Raw genomic sequence first — 17,306 nt, forward strand, 5'->3', positions numbered from 1 at the left:
CTATACCTGCGGCATCTCCCCCCGGCGGACTCAGTTGGAGCCAGTTCCAGGCGATGGCGGCCGATGTCGGCAGCTGGACCTGGGGCACGGTGCAAGGCGCCTTCAACGAGAAGGCCTCGCTGTCGCAGATCCTGGTGGATGCGGTGATCGGCATGATCCCGCTGGTGGGCGACGTCACCGCGGCGCGCGACATCATCGCTGTGGTCATCCGCCTGATCGACGATCCGGAGGCGCGCGAACGGGTCTGGGAATGGGTGTTGCTCGTGGTGCTGGTGCTAGCCTTGGTGCCGGTGATCGGTGGCGTCATCAAGGGCGTGGGCCGCATCCTGTGCAAGGTGTTCAAGGCCGCCGCCGAACTGCGCGGCGCCGCGCGTGCCGCGCACCTGTTGCAAGGTGCCAAGGACATCATCGCCTTCCTCAACCGCATCGGCACGCGCAACGCCGAGGCGTGGCTGCTGCGGCTGAAGTTTGCCGACTATCAAGCGCAGATCCTGGAACGGTTCGCCGCGCTCACCAATACCCTCGCCTCGGTGCTGCGCAAGGCCAATGCACGGATGGGGGCGCTGATGCCGGGGATGTTGACACAGCGGATCAAGGAACTGATCGGCGGTCTGGGCACCTTGCGCACGACAGCCGAGCAGATGATCCCCAAGGCGATCAAGGAACTGGACCAGAACCTGCGCGAACTGCAGGCCTACGTGCGCAGCGGCGGCGAGACGACCAGCCGGGTGGCGCTGCACCGGGTGGCCACCGGCGAGCGCGTCATCACCCGCGCCGACGAAGCGCGTCTGGTGGAAGATGGCGTGCTACCGGTGCGGTCTAGCCGGGGCGGGTTCAAGCAGAATCCGGCGTCCGTCAAAGACTCAAGCGAATGGGAGCACTTGTACAAGCACGAAGATGGTTATCCGAATTTGGCCGATCCTGCTCGGGCTGAGGGTGATTCCCATCAGGCCTTACAAGCGTATTCTGGGAAAATGATCAATCGAAGGTTGCACGATGGCGAATACTTCTTTCGTGCCTTTGGTGAAGAGGGCGTCACTCACGGCCTAAAAATACGCGAGTCTTCAGCAGGAGGGGTTTGGTGGGGCATCGGCGAAGCGCCGAAGAGTGCCCAGGAATGGCGTCCGTCCACCGCAGTGCTGGACGAATTCAATCGCAATGGATTTATCGTCACCGGCCAGGTGGTCGGAGAGAATGGGCCCAAGGCGGTAGTCGGCACTGTCGCTGAGCAAGCTGGTAAAAAGCTTCCGGGGCAATACCCGCCTGGTGGTGCGACCCAGGCATTCTTCCTATTGGACAAGACCGTTTCAGATCAACTAACAGCTTTAGGTAAACGCGTGATTTCCGAAAACAGGCCCTTAGCGTGGGTCGATCCGGTCAGTGGCATGCGCTTCGAGATAAAGCCGACCGGTTGGGAGGATGTCAATGGCATCATTGGTTACTTCCATACGCCTGGCCCGACCAGCGTCACAACCGTCCGCCTTGCCGAGCGCGAGCAAGCGACCAAGGAGCATCGTCAAGTGGTGGTATCGCCGTGAGCAGTAATTTTCCCGACGGGCTGATGTTGCCCAATGATCTTGAACGGCGTCAGATGTTCTACCAGCTGAAGAAGGAATCTTCGTTCACTGCGTGGAACCGTATGTTCGAGTTGTATCAGGCATGGGCGGACCTGATTAGCCCCGACTCTCAGCCATGAAAATTGCTCGCTGCACGTAAAACCGGCTCTGGGCATGGTGTGGATTGCATCATGGCCGTGGCAAGTCGTGGCAGCATCTCGCGCAAGCGGAATCGACGATTAAAACGATAGGCCGCTTCTCCCAGGTAACGCCTTGCGTATTTGCCTTGCGCGATGGCGTGATACACGCCACTGATGGCGCGTTTGAGATTGCCCAGCACCACGTTGAGCCAACGTGCACCGGCCGTTTCGGTCGCGGCACGACCACCGCCAGTGTCCAGCGTGGTGTGCGCGTGGCCGGCGTCTTCTAGCCGGCGCAAGCAGGCCAGCCCATCGGTGTAGACCTCGCATTCGGGCGCCAAGCGACGGGCAATCCAGTCCTGCAGCGAGGTGTTATCGAAGCTGCGCACCGGCTCGATCACCACAAAGCGCGGCGCGGTGAAGGTGGCATCGGTCTGCACCGCAATCAGGAACGCTTGTTTGTTCTCTGATCCGCGTCCGGCCTTGCCACCGTTACGCTCGCCGCCGAGATAGGCATCGTCGATCTGCACGAAACCCGCCAGTTTCCGCATGGATTCGCGCTCGGCCATAACCTGCATGATCTTGTGTTTCATCCGCCAGGCCGTCTTGTAGTTGACGCCCAGATGCCGCATCAACTCCAGCGCGGCCATGTTGGTGTTGGTCGAGGTCAGCAGGTGCAACGCCAGCATCCAGGTGCGCAGCGGCAGTTTGGTGCCTTCGAACATCGTGCCAGCGATCAGGCTGGTCTGATGCCGGCACGCGCTGCATTGGTAGTAGATCGCAGCACCCCGCTTGAAACGCGACCGCGCCCGTCCAGCACAGGATGGGCAGCGAAATCCCTGCGGCCAGCGCCACTTGTAGAGCGCGCGATAGCACTTGGCCTGGGTGCCGTAGGACGCGAAGAACTCAGACATCGACAATCCAGCTTGGAACTGCACGGCATTGATGCTCATCAGGCCACCTCGTTGGCTTCAGGTGACAGCAGCATCCACCCAGCGCGGCGCAGATCCTGCGACAGGCAGCTGAAGGTCAGGGCTAATCAGGTGACGTCTTGAATATCGATGTCGTCTGGCGCCTGATCTGGCGCGATGACCGCTACGAGGACGGCACCATTCCGGAAGAAGAGGCCGGCTATGTGTTCATGCAGCCCGATGACCGTGCGGCCATCGTTGCAGCAAGCGATCAACCGCAGCGCAGGCAGGTATCGGCCATGAGCGGTCAACGCGCATCCCAGGCCGGCCGTTGGCTGGTCATGGACGATCTCAACGCGGCCGCGCAGTTCAACGAGGGCGACGAGCTTCCGTTGCACGAGGGCCGCAAGGTGCAATGGGTACTCGCCGAACCTTGATTCGCAACTGGCCCGCTACCAGCAGCTCAACCGGCCGACCAGCGACCTGTACACCGATGCGGCCGAACCGGACACCGTGCGCCATGCGTCAGGCCCCCTTCGACGCCGGCGAACGCTTCGGCATTGACGCTCATGCCGTTCACATCGCTGGGCGCGGTCTCGTTCAGCGATGCCGGCACCACCCGCCGCGACGCAGCGCCGTTGGGGCCGGGCGGATCGCCCAGGTCCGCGCGCGGCAAGCCGTGCGCCTGGTCGAAGTTCGACGCCAGGCTGTCGGTGCGGTCGCGCGCCTGCGGCTGCACCGTCGCCTTGTTGCCGCTGTACGACACGCCCACCGCCCCGGTAATCGACGCCTTCGCGCCCACGAACCCGTACAGCTCGCAGGCTAGCTGGAAGAGGATCGCCCCCAGATCCATCCCGCCGAAGTTCATCTGCCAGCCCTTCGTGCTGGGAATGCTCAGCGTATGCACCCATTTGCCCTCGAACAGGATCAGCTTGGCCTGCGCATTGGCCGTGGCCTGCGCCTTGAAGCTTTGCTTGTTCGGGTCCCATCCCAGCTCCGAACTGGCCCCCGCGCCGGCCGCGCAACGCATCCATTGCGCGGCCGTATCCACCGAGTAGCTTTCGCTTTTCTTGACCGTCTCGCTGAACTGGTTGCCCCCAAGGTCGATCATGTCCCACACCCATGGATCGGTCTGCACGCTCCCGCTGTACTTGGCCGTGGCTGTGATCTTGGACAACGATTCCTTGAACTTCGCCGCATCGAACGCCTTGCGATCGGAACGTTCGCCCTTGGCCTTGACGACCTCAGCCGTCGCATTGCCATGCTTGGCCTTGACCGAGACACTCATCTCCAGCCGGGTCGGCACGCCCATGATCCGGCGCTTCTTGTACTCCTCGTACTTCTTGCGCGGCAGATAACGCCTGCGCAATCCCATCCGATCGCGCACGCTGCCATCGCCCGCATCGCGGCCCTTGTCGTAGCTTTCGAAGGTGACCACTTCGACCAGGTCCGCCTTCTTGGCAAAATCCTTGTTCAACATGGTCGCGACCTTGTCTTCGGCAAGGTTCAGATCTTTCTCGGCCTGCCGGATCGCCTCCGGACTGCGTCCTTGCAACGCCTGCGCCAGCGTGGAACGCGCGTGGTGCACACCGGCGAAGGTGCTTTCGACACGACCGCTGACCGCCTCGAATTCCTTCCATACCTCCGGCGTCAACAGCAACAGTTCCTCGTCTTGCGCGTTGAGTACCGCAGGTGCGCTGACCTTGCCCGAGACCTTGGCGACCGTGCCCTTCCCTGGCGCAGCCACCGCCACCTGGCTTTTGACATTCACTTCGTACATCACCGCGTCCGCACCCATCACGCGCGGCTCGAACGCATCGGAGGTATACGCCATTTTCTCCGCGCCAGGCAGGTTGAACACGAACCAGGCCGTGTCGTTGGTGTAGAGCTTGCCGGTATCGCCGTGCTTATTGGTATTGCCCTTGATCGGCTTGCCTTGCAGATCCGTGGCGGCGATCTGCCGGCCGGCGGCATCGTAGGTGTAGGCGACAAAAGGCGCGCCGACGATCGGTTGATTGCCTTGCTTGAACTGGAAGCGCACGCGCAGATAGCGCTTCAACAGCACGTCCTGGGTCTGCATCGGCGGGGCGATGACGCTGACCGACGGCAAGACCAGCCTGGGCGCCAGCTTTACGTCCGGATGCAATTCCGGCTCCAGGTAGGCAGACACCAGCTGGCTCCATACCTGCAGCGTATAGCGCTCCATGCCGTCGTGCATCGTGGTGAACAACGGATACGGCGAACTGAATCCGGGCGTGGTCGTTGCCTGCTTGGCCTTGACGGAAATCCGCTGCGTGCGTCCGTCTTGGCCAGTGCTGCCTTTGGCCACTACGTCGCCTGTCGCGTGCACCACTTGGTAGCGCACATTCGCGCAGGGGACCGGCAAGCCCGCGGCATTCTTGTAGCAGAGCCTGAAATCGCCCGTTGCCGCTGGCGCTTCGTCAGCATTGCTGCCGGTCGTGGAACTGGGCAATGGAGTCGTTGCCGCCTCATGCGTTGCCATCGGACACCTTGTAATAACCTTCGTGACGTTCGTCGGAGACCATCAGATGCACGCTGTCGGGACCATCCGTGATCACTTGTTCGGTTTCGCCTTGTGCATTCGTTTTGCCGGTCACCACCGAACCGTCAGCCAGATACATGGCGTACTCGGCGCTCTTGAGCGGTTCACCCGTGTAGTCACGCAACACGTATTTCAGCTTGTACGGCGTCGCTCCGGGAACGGGAAGCTTGTAGGACTTTTCGGCCGGCCCCACGAACGACTTCTTGCTGGCCTGCACGGTGATGGTGCCGGGGCAGGCGACGGTGATGTTGCCGCCTTCGATGGTCACGCTGGCCCCGCCGGCCACTGCCAGATGGATGGTCTTGCCTGCCGCCAGTTCCACTTCGGCGTTGGCGCTGACCAGCTTCAAGCCTTCCTTCGATTGCACGCGCACTTCGTCCGACTGCGCCTGCACGTCCAGTTCGCCTTCGCCGCTGACGAGGCTCAGGCTGTTGGCTTGCGTTTGCCCGCCGTCCACCGCCGCGGCCAGCAGCCTGCCTGCTGTGCAGGCGGGCGGGCGGTTGCCTGCGCTGATTGCTTGGCTGTGCCGCTGGCACAGTCAACCATGGCACGCGGTCTACCGCATCGCGTTTCCCATCATCCCGAACGCCTGGTCGATACTGGGAACGTTTGCGGGCGGCATGGGAGTGGTTAGCGGGTCGACGCATTCGCGCTGCTGCCAACTGCTGGTGAGCTTGAAGACTGAGCGGTAACGGAGATAGCCATTGGTAGCGGCCACTGGAATATCCAATTCGGTCCACCGCTTGATGTAGAACCCCGCCAGCGAGTCGTGGACATAGTTGTCGAACAGGTTCGCAACCACAGGTGGAACGGGCTTCTTGCTCAGCACGACATCGAGCAGTTCCTTGGTGCCGGCGTCCGCCAGATCCGCGGAGACGATGCGCCTTGGAGGCACCGGGCGCGGTCCCTGACGGCTGGTTTGCCACGCCTGGTCTCTTGCCTTGTAATCGGCAAACGCCTGTTGATACCCATCGACCGCATCGTTTTGCCGGCTCATATCGGCGACCAGTTGGCCGAAGGCATGCTGCGCTTTGGCCAAGTCCACCTTGTCCTCAGCATCGGCGCGCAAGTAAAACGGCTGTTGCAACAGGCTGTCTGGGCCCTCCCACAGGCGCATGCCTTTCCACTGCACATACTGGCGACAGTGCTGCCTGATCTGCTGCATATGATCTCCGCCCGCTATCCCGTGTGCGGCCAGCCAACCGTTGTAGGCATCGATCAGTTGCGTATGGCAGCCGAAGTATTTGGCAAGTGCGGGACGTTGACGGATTTCCTCCATCGTCATCAGCGGCACGCCGGCCTTGATGGCTTCGTGGTGCATGTCGATCAGCGGAATCTGGGACAGCTTGGCGGCGCCAAGCGCCTGCCCATCGACGAAATCCTTGCCCTGTCCACCCGGGCTATAGCCGCCACCCACATCAGAATGCATGCCCGGATACAACACTTCCTTGCCGGATGCCGCCAGATCCATCGGAAAATTGATGCGCTGCTCGTGCAGCGCGGCGAAGTGCACGCACTGCTTGACCTCGGGATGGATGCTCATCATCTCGCCCTGCGCCCAGGCCATCTTGCCCTCGCTGACGCGCGACATCGCCGCCATGCCCACCGACGCCACGGTATCGAAAATTCCCAGGAACGTCAGCTGCATCGGCACGCCGGCCAGGTTGTATCCGCAGCCGTTACCCCAGGGTTCGACGACTTCGTAGAGCCAGTGCACGAAAGCGCGTGCGGTAGCCGCTCCGCGCGAGAAGCCGAACACCGCGATATTGAGCGACTTGACTTTACGCTGATGGGTCTTGACCAGCTGCTCCAGCCTGCGGCCATAGACTTCGAGGTAGGTGCGGCGCCTGAAGCCCTCGGCCAGCGAGATTTGGCTCATCTGACTGACTATGAGCTTTGCCTCATCGTTTTCGATTAGATTGGCGCCAGTTAGATAGCGATTTATAGAGTTATAGACCTGGATGATCGCCCAATTGATGCGATGCGCTCCGTAGAGAGCAGCAGCACCTCCCAGCGTACTTCCGTCGGTGGAGGTGTCGCCCACCTCAGGAAACGGGGTGCCTACCCCTGGCATATAAACAGAAAATAGTCCGTCATCCGGCTCATTGAAACTCGCATCCCATAACCGAGCGATATTGCTATGCCCATCTCGGTTTCGTTGCGTCTGCGTACTGCGCTTCTTTCCTTCGACAAAGGTACCTTCCCACTTCCAGTTATTGCCCGTTCCATCAAAGAATAGATTAACATATACTTGGCCTTGGCATTCCGAGTTCTTGTCGCGCAAGCACGCCATCGCCTGTGCGCGGCGCTGGGCTTCAGCAGGGATAAGTCGACGCTGACCATCGGACGGCATCGGCAAGGCACCAGTGGGATAATTCGTCATTTCTGATCTCCTTTCCGTCCATGCTTCCAGACCTCGACAGGATCTTCGCCAGGATAGAGGCCCGCTTCCGGCCCCTTCAATGGATAATCCGGGCCACCCAGACCACCCAACGGCACGAATACCTTGATTTCGCCATTGCGTAGGAAGTGAACGGAGAACTGCCCCGTATGATTTGCATCATACTTGGGTATTTCGACGACACGTTCCTGATAATTCTCGTCGTAGTCGTCGGTCCAGCCGACCGTGACCTTCAAGCCTGGCCTCCAGGGGGCAGGCACGCTTATACAGCAAGTAAATCCACCTCCTCCCCGATGGGCCTGCAAAAAGCCGCCTTCATTCCCATCCACGGTGAAATGCCCGATGTCCTTGTCGGTATGGTTGTAACCCACCAGGTTGGTGGTCACGGTATTGCCGCCATGGCAGGCGCTGATCCACATCAGCAGCAAGCCGTACAGGACGCAGCGCGCGCTCTTCATCATCCGTGGCCTCAGTCGCGGTTTCATTTGTCGAACGGTCCCTTGGGCGGCACGCCTGGCGTCAGTTCGGCATCTTTCCCTTTGAGCGGGTAGTCCGGGTGCCACAGGGCATACATGGTCACGAAAACCTTGATCTGGCCGTTGCGCAGAAAATGCACTGCCATGTCGCCATATTTGTCGTAACGCGGCACTGGCACACGGCGCTCCTGATAGTTCTCGTCGTAGTCGTCGGTCCAGCCGACCGTCACGGTCATGCCCGGCTTCCAGGGCTTGGGGATGTCGATGCAGCACACAAACCCCGCCCCGCCTCTATTGGCATGCAGAAACCCACCTTCGCTTCCGTCCACCGTAAAGTGTCCGATGTCCTTGTCGGTGTGGTTGTAGCCCACCAGGTTGGTGGTCACGGTATTGCCGCCGTGGCAGGCGCTGATCCACATCAGCAGCAGGCCGTACAGGACGCAGCGCGCGATCTTCATCATCCGTGGCCTCATATGCGCCTGACCCTGGCATTGCGAGCTCTTGTCGCGCAAGCACGCCATCGCCTGTGCGCGGCGCTGGGCTTCAGCAGGGATAAGTCGCCGCTGACCATCGGACGGCATCGGCAGGCACCAGTGGGATAATTCGTCATTTCTGATCTCCTTTCCGTCCATGCTTCCAGACCTCGACAGGATCTTCGCCAGGATAGAGGCCCGCTTCCGGCCCCTTCAATGGATAATCCGGGCCACCCAGACCACCCAACGGCACGAATACCTTGATTTCGCCATTGCGTAGGAAGTGAACGGAGAACTGCCCCGTATGATTTGCATCATACTTGGGTATTTCGACAACACGTTCCTGGTAATTCTCGTCGTAGTCGTCGGTCCAGCCGACCGTAACCTTCAAACCTGGCCTCCATGGATCGGGGACACTGATACAGCAAACGAATTTCCCCCCACCCCGATGCGCCTGCAAAAAACCGCCTTCATTCCCATCCACGGTGAAATGCCCGATGTCCTTGTCGGTATGGTTGTAACCCACCAGGTTGGTGGTCACGGTATTACCGCCATGGCAGGCGCTGATCCACATCAGCAGCAAGCCGTACAGGACGCAGCGCGCGCTCTTCATCATCCGCGGCCTCAGTCGCGGTTTCATTTGTCGAACGGTCCCTTGGGCGGCACGCCTGGCGTCAGTTCGGCATCTTTCCCTTTGAGCGGGTAGTCCGGGTGCCACAGGGCATACATGGTCACGAAAACCTTGATCTGGCCGTTGCGCAGAAAATGCACTGCCATGTCGCCATATTTGTCATAACGCGGCACTGGCACCAGGCGCTCCTGATAGTTCTCGTCGTAGTCGTCGGTCCAGCCGACCGTCACGGTCATGCCCGGCTTCCAGGGCTTGGGGATGTCGATGCAGCACGCGAACTTCCCCCCGCCTCTATTGGCTTGCAGAAACCCACCTTCGCTTCCGTCCACCGTAAAGTGTCCGATGTCCTTGTCGGTGTGGTTGTAGCCCACGAGGTTGACGCCAACGGATTCCTGGCCGCAAGCCGCCAGACATGGCAGCAACCCGAGCAGAATCGCGATGCCCCAGGCTGTCCATCGAGTATGTTTCACAGTGCGCTCCTAAGATGGTCGGCGATGTCGTTTGAAGGCGCTATCGGCGCGGATTCCCAGAGCGGCCTCCCCAGCTCCCAGACATCGGCGGGAACCGTGGCTGCCCATGCCGCAAATGCCTGCTCGTGCATCGATGCTGGTGCAGCCAGACGTTCTGCGACGTAGGGATGGCTGCGGAAGTGGCCATTGGTGTACAGGGCGAGCAGCAAATAGTGCACATGATCGTCGATGGAACCGAGCCCATGCGCACGGGCCTGCTCCATCTGCTCCTGCACAAACGGATAAAGAACCCGATGCTCAACGCGTCGCATTTCGTCGGGAATGATCCGGCGCAGCTGCGCGATGGCGACATCGGGCTCGCAGGCTTCTAGGAACTCGGCGTACTGTGCGTCATCGAGCCGTAATGGCGGTAGCGCAGCCAGACCCGCAGCCAACGGCCCGGGCAATGGTAGCGGTTGCAAGTCGCCGAACCGATCGAAATAATGCCATTCTTCAATGCCAGCGGTGAATACGGCTTTTTGTTCGGCGGTGAGCAGTTGCAGCCAGACTGGAAGAATGCGCGTGTCGTACCAGCGCAGCAGCATGTCGCGCTCGCCCTGTTCCGGCACCTTGACCAGATGGAAGGCGCGGAAGTGGCAGGCGAGGTCTTGCATCGGCAGTGCACTGCCGATGTAGCTGACCGCGGGCTTTGCCGCGCCCAGCCGTTCGAGTTCCAGCGCCAGGCGAGACGTGGGGTCGGCTCGGTCGCAGGCGACCAGGAGCGGTGCGATCTCGGTCAGGCTCTCTTCGGCCTGCTGGTCGAACAGGGAGCGGTAGGCCGCGCCCAGGCGATCCAGTCGTTCATGGAAGTGGGGACGCTGAGCGCTGTCGATCACGGCGTAATATCGCATCACACCAGCACTCCCGGGGTTCCTTGGCGCGCTGCATCCAGGATGCAGCTCTTGCAACTGCTGCGTGGGAACTGCGGCAACGGATACGCCTGCTGCACCGGCCCCACGAACGACTTCTTGCTCGCCTGCACGGTGATGGTGCCGGGACAGGCGACGGTGATGTTGCCGCCTTCGATGGTCACGCTGGCGCCGCCAGCCACCGCCAGGTGGATGGTCTTGCCCGCCGCCAGTTCCACTTCGGCGTTGGCGCTGATCAGCTTCAGTCCTTCCTTCGATTGCACGCGCACTTCGTCCGACTGCGCCTGCACGTCCAGTTCGCCTTCGCCGCTGACGAGGCTCAGGCTGTTGGCTTGCGTTTGCCCGCCGTCCACCGCCGCGGCCAGCACGCCGATCGCCTGGCCGCTGTGCAGGCGGGCGTCGCCGGCGATGGCCGCTTCGCTGCCGCCGCCGCTGGCCAGCGTCAGCGTCTCGCCCACGCTCCAGCTCAGGCCCTGGCCGGCCACCACGCCGATCCCCGCTGGCGCCGCCAGGCCCAGCAGCGCATCGCCGGTGTGCGGTACGCGGCCGTCGCCCGGGCTGGCGCTGCGCTCGGCCGCCGCGCCCTTGGCGTCGGCGTAGGCCGTGCCCGGCACCGTGGTTTTCACGCTGGTCAGCAACGCCTGCAGCGGTGCCTGATCGGCGATCAGCTTGGAGTGGTTCGCCTGGCCCACGCCTTCGTGCGCGGCCAGCGTCACCGTCTGGTGGGTGGCGGCCGCCTGCGAGAAGGTCTTGCCCAGCGTCTGCAACTGGCTCAGCAATGCGCTGGGCTGGGTCGCCTCGCCGGCCGGGCCGCTGTTGCGTGCATAGCTGCTCAGCCATAGCCCCGAGGTGGCGCGCACCGCGCCCCATGCGTCGGTGCGCAGTTCGAAGCCTTCCCCGCGGAAGCTGCCGCGGTAGTTGTCGGCCTGGTGGATCAGGTGCCCCAGGTTCAGCTGCGTGGCCGCCTGGGTGGTCGCAAGTTGCAAGCGCAGTTGCTGGTCGCTGTCGTCGAACACCAGCCGGCTGTGGCCAGCGCCGCCCCATTCCTTGGATTGCACGCCCCACAGCGCGGTGGCGTTGCGGTGGTTGTCCGCGCCGCCGCCGGCGCCGTGCCAGGCCGGGGCGTGGCCGCCGGCCAGGTTGCCCTGCGCGCTGGGTCGGCCGTCGCCGGCCTTGGCATACAGGCGGGTGTCGGCCTCGGCGCTGGCGCCGCCGGGGTGGCGGGAACGCCGGCTTCGCCCTTGCCGTTGTACAGCGCCCCCAGCACCACCGGACGGTCGATGTCCCCCTCCAGGAAGCCCACCAGCACTTCCTGGCCGATGCGCGGCAGGAACTGGCTGCCCACGCCCGGGCCGGCGTAGCGCTGCGCCACCCGCAGCCACGTGCTGTCCTGCGCCGCCGGGGCCGACGCGGCGTGCTGGAAGTGGAACCTGACCCGGATCCGGCCCAGCGCGTCGGCATAGACCTCCTGGCTGCCGCCGGTGCTGCCATCGGCGCCGACCACGATGGCGCTCTGGTAGCCCGGCGCGGTCGGCCGCGGGTTCAGCCGCGCTCCGGTGCCGTCGGCCAGTACCGGCCGCCACGGCTGCTGCCGGTCCACCGCCTCGAAGGCGTTGCCGTAGCCCACCGCCTCGGCTTGCGCCCAGGTGCTGCGTGCGGCCACCGCGCTGGCGTCCGACCACGCCGGCGCGGCGCCCAGCTGCGCCTGCACCGCCGCGCGCACGTCCACCGGCAGGTTGTTGATGCCCGCATGCCACACCCGCGTCAGCAGCAGCTGCGCCGGCGGCGCCTGGCCCTGCTGCGGCGCCTGGGTCAGCGTGAACCAGGTGCCGGCGCGCAGCGTGCGCACCGTGCTGCGGCCCTGCCACGGCGACCACTGCGCCTCTTGCGCTTGCGCCATCAACTCCGCAGAGCGGTCCGCTTCCTGCGCGCTGAGGGTCTGGTTGCTGCGCTTCCCCTCACATCCTCGGCAAGCCACTTGGGATCAACTTCCTCACCTGATCGCCAACGAAATCCTTGCCAGCCTCGACCGCACTGTCCACGGCCGACTCCACGGCATCGCCCACGGCCTGCTTCGCCTTGCCTGGCAGCTGCTTGATCTGCTCCAGCTTCTCGTCGACGGCGTCGATACTGTGCTGAAGCGCGGACTTCTCCGGCACGAAGATGGTCCGCCAACGCAGGAAGCCGAACATGCCATACGACTCGCGGCCATCTCGCTCGGTCGGAATGACGCCACCGTTGCTGCGCCATTCCTTCAGATCCTTCAGATCCTGACCTGCCACGAGCGGCGGCATCGGGCGCACCTCGGGCGTTGGCTGGAAGCTGCCCGGATTCTTCTGCGCCTTGCGCACCGCGTCATCGATGACCGGCTGCGCTTCGCGGTTCCACTGCTGCCAGGCGTTGTCCTGCGCTTCCAGCCTGTTCATCCGCTGGCGATACTCGCGCTTCCACGCCTCCTCGCTGGCGGCACCGAACGGCTTGAACCAGGCACGTGAATCGTGGGAATAGTCGTCATGCAAACGCACGATGCGCCGGTCCAGCGGCGACAGGTCGTTCCATGCCGGCTTCACCTCGCGCCACTGTTTCATCTTTTCGCCCCACACCAGCGCGACGATGTCGTCGCGCGCGGCGATCGGCGCCAGTGTGCTTCGCAACACGTTGGCGACCGACGCCTCTGACGAATAGGCCGCGTCCTTCTCGTCCTGCTGCAGCGCCGCCCATTCCTGGCGCAGTTCCGCGTTGGCCTGCAGCAGGTCGGTGACGTCCTGCGCCTTGTAGGTCCGCGCGCGCGTGACGAACGGCTGCTGCGCCATGCCGTCCGGCGCCGTGTCGTCCAGGCGCAGGCGCCGCCAGCGCAGATACAGCGCGTAGTGCGCCTGCATCAGCGCCACGGTGGTGCTCGCCTTGATCGAACCGGTGGCCGCCACATAACCGTTGAAGGCGTCGATCAGGCTCTTGTCCACCTTGAACGCCGCTTTGGTTTCCTTCGACAAGCGCGATGCCGAAAGATTCAACGGCACGCCCGCGGCCATGGCCTCGCGGTACATATGGCACAGCGCGATCTGCGAGAGCTTGGCGCGATCGTCGATGCTGTCGCCGATGAAGGCCTTGCCCTGTTCGCCAGGCTCGTAGCCGCCGCCCACGTCCGAATGCACGCCGGGGTACACCACTTCTTCGCCATTGACGCCAGCGGCCGCATCCAGCGGGAACGAGCCGCGCACCTCGTGCGCCGCGACCAGATGCACGCAGCGGCGCACATAAGGGGCGATCTGCAGGTCGTCCTCGCTTGCGTAGCCGCCATGGCCGGTCCACAGGCGCGAGCTGTTGGCCAAGCCCACCGACGCCACCGTATCGAAGATGCCCAGCAGGTCCAGCTGCACCGGGATGCCGCACAGCGTCAGCTCGCCCCCGCCGCCGTCGCAGGCATCCTTGAGCCAGCTGCAGAACACCCGGGCCTCGGCCGCGCCGCGCGAGAAGCCGAACACCGAGACACGGATGCTGCGCAGCTTCGGCTTGGGCTGCGCGCTCTGCCATTTCTGTACACGTTGCCGCAGTTGCGCGCGGCGCTCGGCCAGCACGGTGCGGCGGCCGCGGCGGTTGGGCGGATTCAAGGCCGTGGCGGTCAGGCTCTGGATCGAGGCCATCATGCTGATCTGCCGCAGCATCTCGGTTTCGTCGCCGGCGATCTTGCGCAGTTCCATCGACGGAATCGTGATGTCCTGGGCCATGCGCCGCACGGTGGCGGGGTCGCTTTGGCCTAGCGCCTTGCCGAGATCGATCTTCTCAAAGTACGAATGAAGGTTATCGAGAAACTTGAGCAACGCCCAGCAGATCCGCGCCTCGCCGCCCCAGCCTGCGGCCAGGCCGGCTTTTTCCTGGATACCCAATCCCTGATCGCCCACTTCGTCCTTGAATGGGGTGCCCACGCCTGCAGCGTAGCGCCCTACAAATTCTGGCTTTTCAAAGTCAGCTTCGAAAATGTCGTAGAGCCGGGCGACATTGCTATGCGCCTTCTTCGGCTGGTCTCTCTGAAAATTGTTGTTGGTTCCGTCGAAGAAGAACCCCCAGCGCAAGTCGATGCAGCAACTGTCCTGAGGACGGCCCAGCCCCGCGCTCATCATTTCAGCCTGTTGCGCGCGACTGAGCTGTAACGGATTTTCAGGACACAGTGGAGCGAAGGAAACTTGCATCAGTAGTGACCCTCCCTGGGCGGCTTGTCGCTTCGATACCACTGCGGGCAACCCGGCTGCCTTTGACAGAATTCGCCAGGATTCTCCAAGCCATCCGGCGCGTCCTTGTGTCCAGGCATGTAATCCGACGCATAGACCTTGACTTTGCGGCCTGGCAGGAACGCCACCAGCAAGTAGCCGGAGTAGATCTTCCCGTAACGGGGCACCTCGACTTCTGCCGTCGTCAGCGCATCCTTGTCCTGATCGTAAAGAAGATCGTCCCGCCACTGCACCTTGACCTTGATACCAGGATGCCATTTGTCTGGTAGACCGATGCTGCCTGCTGTCTTCAGCCCAGCCGCATAAGGCGTCACCGCACCACCCCAAGTGCCGTTCACATAAAAGATGCCGATCGGCACATCGGTATAGTTCAGCCCGAACAGACTCAGGCCGACTGTCTCGCTTTCTTCGGCCTGTGCCGATGACGGCGCGGACGAATTGCCAGCACCGCACCCTGCCAGCATCAGCATCAGGCCGCAGATGGACAACGCACGTTTCAATGCTGGCATCACGGTCTCTTTTCCACGTTTGATTGCATCGCTTCGCTTCATCAGTAGTGCCCCTCCCTGGGCGGCTTGTCGCTTCGATACCACTGCGGGCAACCCGGCTGCCTTTGACAGAATTCGCCAGGATTCTCCAAGCCATCCGGCGCGTCCTTGTGCCCAGGTCCGACACCAGACGCATAGACCTTGACCTTGCGGCCTGGCAGGAACGCCACCAGCAAGTAGCCGGAGTAGATCTTCCCGTAACGGGGCACCTCGACTTCCGCCGTCGTCAGCGCATCCTTGTCCTGATCGTAAAGAAGATCGTCCCGCCACTGCACCTTGACCTTGATGCCTGGATGCCACTTGGCGGGCAGGCCGATGCTGCCCGCGGTGCTCAACCCAGCGGCGTAAGGATTGCTGTTCCCGCCCCACACGCCATTGACATAAAAGATGCCAATTGGCACATCGGTATAGTTCAGCCCGAACAGACTCAGGCCGACTGTCTCGCTTTCTTCGGCCTGTGCCGATGACGGCGCGGACGAATTGCCAGCACCGCACCCTGCCAGCATCAGCATCAGGCCGCAGATGGACAACGCACGTTTCAATGCTGGCATCACGGTCTCTTTTCCACGTTTGGTTGCATCGCTTCGCTTCATCAGTAGTGCCCCTCCCTGGGCGGCTTGCCGCTGTCATACCACTCATCGCAGCCCGGCTGCTTCAAGCAGTATTCGCCAGGATTCTCCAAGCCATCCGGCGCGTCCTTGTGTCCAGGCATGTAATCCGAAGCATAGACCTTGACCTTGCGGCCTGGCAGGAACGCTACCAGCAAGTAGCCGGAGTAGATTTTGCCGTAACGTGGCACCTCGACTTCCGCCGTCGTCAGCGCATCATTGTCCTGATCGTAAAGAAGATCGTCCCGCCACTGCACCTTGACCTTGATGCCTGGATGCCATTTGTCTGGTAGACCGATGCTGCCTGCTGTCTTCAGCCCAGCCGCATAAGGCGTCACCGCACCACCCCAAGTACCGTTCACATAAAAGATGCCGATCGGCACATCGGTATAGTTCAGCCCGAACAGACTCAGGCCGACTGTCTCGCTTTCTTCGGCCTGCGCCGATGACGACGCGGACGAATTGCCAGCGCCGCATCCTGCCAGCATCAGCATCAGGCCGCAGATGGCAAGCAGGCGTATCGGCGCCGAGCCGCGCGTTGCGGCAGTGACAACGCCACGGTGCGCGATCGCGTCATGCATCCTGCGTCGCCTCGGCAGCGCTGAGCAGTCCTTCGGCTTCCAGGGCCGCCAGCACCTGGCGGTATGCGTGCGCAGATATCTGCGGCGTCTCCGCCAGGCCGCTCAGCACGGCGTGGACGCAGCGGTGGATGGCCGACGGCGATCCGCACAGGTGGCCGAACACGTCCTGGCGCTCGCGCAAATAAGCGATCAGGGTGTCCGGCAGCGCCGCCGTCTGCAGGGTCTGTTGTTGATCCGGCGACAGCACGAAGGGCAGCGCGGCGACCGCATCGGCGCTCTGCTTCGGCAGCGACTGCAAGGCGCCGGCGCGGTCCACGTACCGCCACCCGTCGATGGACGCCAGGAACGCTGCGCGCTGCGCCGGGTCGAGTACCTCGAACAACTGCGGCAGGCAGCGGGTGTCGGCATAGCGGACGACGAAGGTCGCGCCGGCCACGGACGCTTCCAGCCGCTGCTGGAGATGCAGCCGCAGCGGCTGCAACGGCAAGCGCGTCTGCAGCAGCGTCAGCATCGGTCGCCCGGCGCAGAGCCGGAACAGCGCGTCCAGCCACGGCCCTGGCGATGCGCCTTGCTCCGGCACCGCGCATAGCCAGGGCGATGCCTGCTCCACGCCATCGCCGGCATACTTGCCACCGTATAGCGGCACGCCCGGCGTGCTGGCGGCGAATCGGCGCCACTCGTCCGCCGGCACGAATGCCCGGTCCAACAGCAAGGCGATGCGGACATCGGACGCGGACGCCTCCGCAAGCAGCGCGTGCGTAGCCGCCTTGGTTTCATCGCTGGCGACATCGATCCAGACGCGGTGCATGCC

The 17,306-nt window shown here is 63.0% G+C and carries 14 protein-coding genes and 4 pseudogenes; 3 read left to right on the top strand and 15 right to left on the bottom strand.

Translation table 11 applies throughout. The annotated features are described in order from the left end of the window. Nucleotides 1-53 precede the first annotated feature (53 nt). Together E4A48_RS09365 and E4A48_RS09370 are read left to right on the top strand one after the other, a co-directional pair. Nucleotides 54-1,538 carry a hypothetical protein gene (locus tag E4A48_RS09365; protein ID WP_142742315.1) on the top strand — a complete coding sequence of 495 codons (1,485 nt, stop codon included), beginning with the start codon at nt 54-56 and terminating at the stop codon, nt 1,536-1,538. After that, a pseudogene (locus E4A48_RS09370) lies at nt 1,535-1,666 on the top strand (Imm71 family immunity protein); the annotation flags it as partial. The gene E4A48_RS09365 and the pseudogene E4A48_RS09370, both read left to right, overlap by 4 nt. A 20-nt stretch (nt 1,667-1,686) precedes the next feature. Here the strand turns inward: E4A48_RS09370 and E4A48_RS09375 are convergent. Then, nucleotides 1,687-2,649, bottom strand: a complete 963-nt coding sequence (locus tag E4A48_RS09375; protein ID WP_039006527.1) for an IS1595 family transposase — start codon at nt 2,647-2,649, stop codon at nt 1,687-1,689. 107 nt (nt 2,650-2,756) lie between these two features. Between E4A48_RS09375 and E4A48_RS09380 the strand changes: the two are divergent. Next, nucleotides 2,757-3,044, top strand: a pseudogene (locus tag E4A48_RS09380) (Imm72 family immunity protein); the annotation flags it as partial. A 26-nt stretch (nt 3,045-3,070) separates the two neighbouring features. Here the strand turns inward: E4A48_RS09380 and E4A48_RS09385 are convergent. The 14 genes and pseudogenes from E4A48_RS09385 to E4A48_RS09450 all read right to left on the bottom strand — a co-directional run bounded on the left by E4A48_RS09385 (nt 3,071) and on the right by E4A48_RS09450 (nt 17,303). Beyond that, on the bottom strand, nt 3,071-4,936 hold the full coding sequence (locus tag E4A48_RS09385) for a hypothetical protein (protein WP_230812949.1): 1,866 nt from the start codon (nt 4,934-4,936) through the stop codon (nt 3,071-3,073). Between the two features lie 160 nt (nt 4,937-5,096). Then, a pseudogene (locus tag E4A48_RS09390) lies at nt 5,097-5,645 on the bottom strand (DUF2345 domain-containing protein); the annotation flags it as partial. Between the two features lie 81 nt (nt 5,646-5,726). After that, entirely contained in the window at nt 5,727-7,553 is a 1,827-nt protein-coding gene (locus E4A48_RS09395; protein WP_260608109.1) for a T6SS phospholipase effector Tle1-like catalytic domain-containing protein, read from the bottom strand. Then, entirely contained in the window at nt 7,550-8,029 is a 480-nt protein-coding gene (locus tag E4A48_RS09400; protein WP_080964856.1) for a DUF3304 domain-containing protein, read from the bottom strand. The genes E4A48_RS09395 and E4A48_RS09400 overlap by 4 nt, the downstream gene beginning before the upstream one ends. Nucleotides 8,030-8,052: 23 nt before the next feature. After that, the gene (locus tag E4A48_RS09405) at nt 8,053-8,466 is read right to left on the bottom strand and encodes a DUF3304 domain-containing protein (protein WP_399507521.1); all 414 of its coding nucleotides are present in this window, start codon (nt 8,464-8,466) and stop codon (nt 8,053-8,055) included. A 187-nt stretch (nt 8,467-8,653) separates the two neighbouring features. Beyond that, the gene (locus E4A48_RS09410) at nt 8,654-9,133 is read right to left on the bottom strand and encodes a DUF3304 domain-containing protein (RefSeq protein ID WP_080627704.1); all 480 of its coding nucleotides are present in this window, start codon (nt 9,131-9,133) and stop codon (nt 8,654-8,656) included. Between the two features lie 23 nt (nt 9,134-9,156). Continuing rightward, a complete protein-coding gene (locus tag E4A48_RS09415) occupies nt 9,157-9,621 on the bottom strand; it encodes a DUF3304 domain-containing protein (protein ID WP_080964797.1) in 465 nt (154 codons plus the stop codon). Further along, nucleotides 9,618-10,511, bottom strand: coding sequence for a DUF4123 domain-containing protein (locus tag E4A48_RS09420; RefSeq protein ID WP_108084759.1), 894 nt, complete (start codon nt 10,509-10,511; stop codon nt 9,618-9,620). Before E4A48_RS09420 ends, E4A48_RS09415 begins: the two co-directional genes overlap by 4 nt. Next, nucleotides 10,511-12,462, bottom strand: a pseudogene (locus E4A48_RS09425) (type VI secretion system Vgr family protein); the annotation flags it as partial. The pseudogene E4A48_RS09425 and the gene E4A48_RS09420, both read right to left, overlap by 1 nt. A gap of 25 nt (nt 12,463-12,487) precedes the next feature. Continuing rightward, nucleotides 12,488-14,719 (bottom strand): T6SS phospholipase effector Tle1-like catalytic domain-containing protein, encoded by a 2,232-nt coding sequence (locus tag E4A48_RS09430; RefSeq protein ID WP_142742316.1) that lies wholly within the window; start codon nt 14,717-14,719, stop codon nt 12,488-12,490. Next, nucleotides 14,719-15,309, bottom strand: a complete 591-nt coding sequence (locus E4A48_RS09435) for a DUF3304 domain-containing protein (RefSeq protein WP_237655933.1) — start codon at nt 15,307-15,309, stop codon at nt 14,719-14,721. Before E4A48_RS09435 ends, E4A48_RS09430 begins: the two co-directional genes overlap by 1 nt. After that, nucleotides 15,309-15,899 carry a DUF3304 domain-containing protein gene (locus E4A48_RS09440; protein ID WP_260608110.1) on the bottom strand — a complete coding sequence of 197 codons (591 nt, stop codon included), beginning with the start codon at nt 15,897-15,899 and terminating at the stop codon, nt 15,309-15,311. The genes E4A48_RS09435 and E4A48_RS09440 overlap by 1 nt, the downstream gene beginning before the upstream one ends. Continuing rightward, on the bottom strand, nt 15,899-16,495 hold the full coding sequence (locus tag E4A48_RS09445) for a DUF3304 domain-containing protein (RefSeq protein WP_142742317.1): 597 nt from the start codon (nt 16,493-16,495) through the stop codon (nt 15,899-15,901). The genes E4A48_RS09440 and E4A48_RS09445 overlap by 1 nt, the downstream gene beginning before the upstream one ends. After that, nucleotides 16,488-17,303: a DUF4123 domain-containing protein gene (locus tag E4A48_RS09450; RefSeq protein WP_230938715.1), complete on the bottom strand. Its 816-nt coding sequence runs from the start codon at nt 17,301-17,303 to the stop codon at nt 16,488-16,490. The genes E4A48_RS09445 and E4A48_RS09450 overlap by 8 nt, the downstream gene beginning before the upstream one ends. Between the last annotated feature and the right edge of the window lie 3 nt (nt 17,304-17,306).

This window comes from Xanthomonas translucens pv. cerealis, assembly GCF_006838285.1.
Classification (GTDB): Bacteria; Pseudomonadota; Gammaproteobacteria; order Xanthomonadales; family Xanthomonadaceae; genus Xanthomonas_A; species Xanthomonas_A cerealis.

Coding starts and splice junctions, on each gene's coding strand:
- E4A48_RS09430 (WP_142742316.1), bottom strand. CDS start 14,719: ATGCAAGTTTCCTTCGCTCCACTGTGTCCTGAAAATCCGTTACAGCTC.
- E4A48_RS09405 (WP_399507521.1), bottom strand. CDS start 8,466: ATGTGGATCAGCGCCTGCCACGGCGGCAATACCGTGACCACCAACCTG.
- E4A48_RS09400 (WP_080964856.1), bottom strand. CDS start 8,029: ATGAAGAGCGCGCGCTGCGTCCTGTACGGCTTGCTGCTGATGTGGATC.
- E4A48_RS09445 (WP_142742317.1), bottom strand. CDS start 16,495: ATGCATGACGCGATCGCGCACCGTGGCGTTGTCACTGCCGCAACGCGC.
- E4A48_RS09395 (WP_260608109.1), bottom strand. CDS start 7,553: ATGACGAATTATCCCACTGGTGCCTTGCCGATGCCGTCCGATGGTCAG.
- E4A48_RS09450 (WP_230938715.1), bottom strand. CDS start 17,303: ATGCACCGCGTCTGGATCGATGTCGCCAGCGATGAAACCAAGGCGGCT.
- E4A48_RS09365 (WP_142742315.1), top strand. CDS start 54: ATGGCGGCCGATGTCGGCAGCTGGACCTGGGGCACGGTGCAAGGCGCC.
- E4A48_RS09410 (WP_080627704.1), bottom strand. CDS start 9,133: ATGAAGAGCGCGCGCTGCGTCCTGTACGGCTTGCTGCTGATGTGGATC.
- E4A48_RS09435 (WP_237655933.1), bottom strand. CDS start 15,309: ATGAAGCGAAGCGATGCAATCAAACGTGGAAAAGAGACCGTGATGCCA.
- E4A48_RS09420 (WP_108084759.1), bottom strand. CDS start 10,511: ATGCGATATTACGCCGTGATCGACAGCGCTCAGCGTCCCCACTTCCAT.
- E4A48_RS09440 (WP_260608110.1), bottom strand. CDS start 15,899: ATGAAGCGAAGCGATGCAACCAAACGTGGAAAAGAGACCGTGATGCCA.
- E4A48_RS09375 (WP_039006527.1), bottom strand. CDS start 2,649: ATGAGCATCAATGCCGTGCAGTTCCAAGCTGGATTGTCGATGTCTGAG.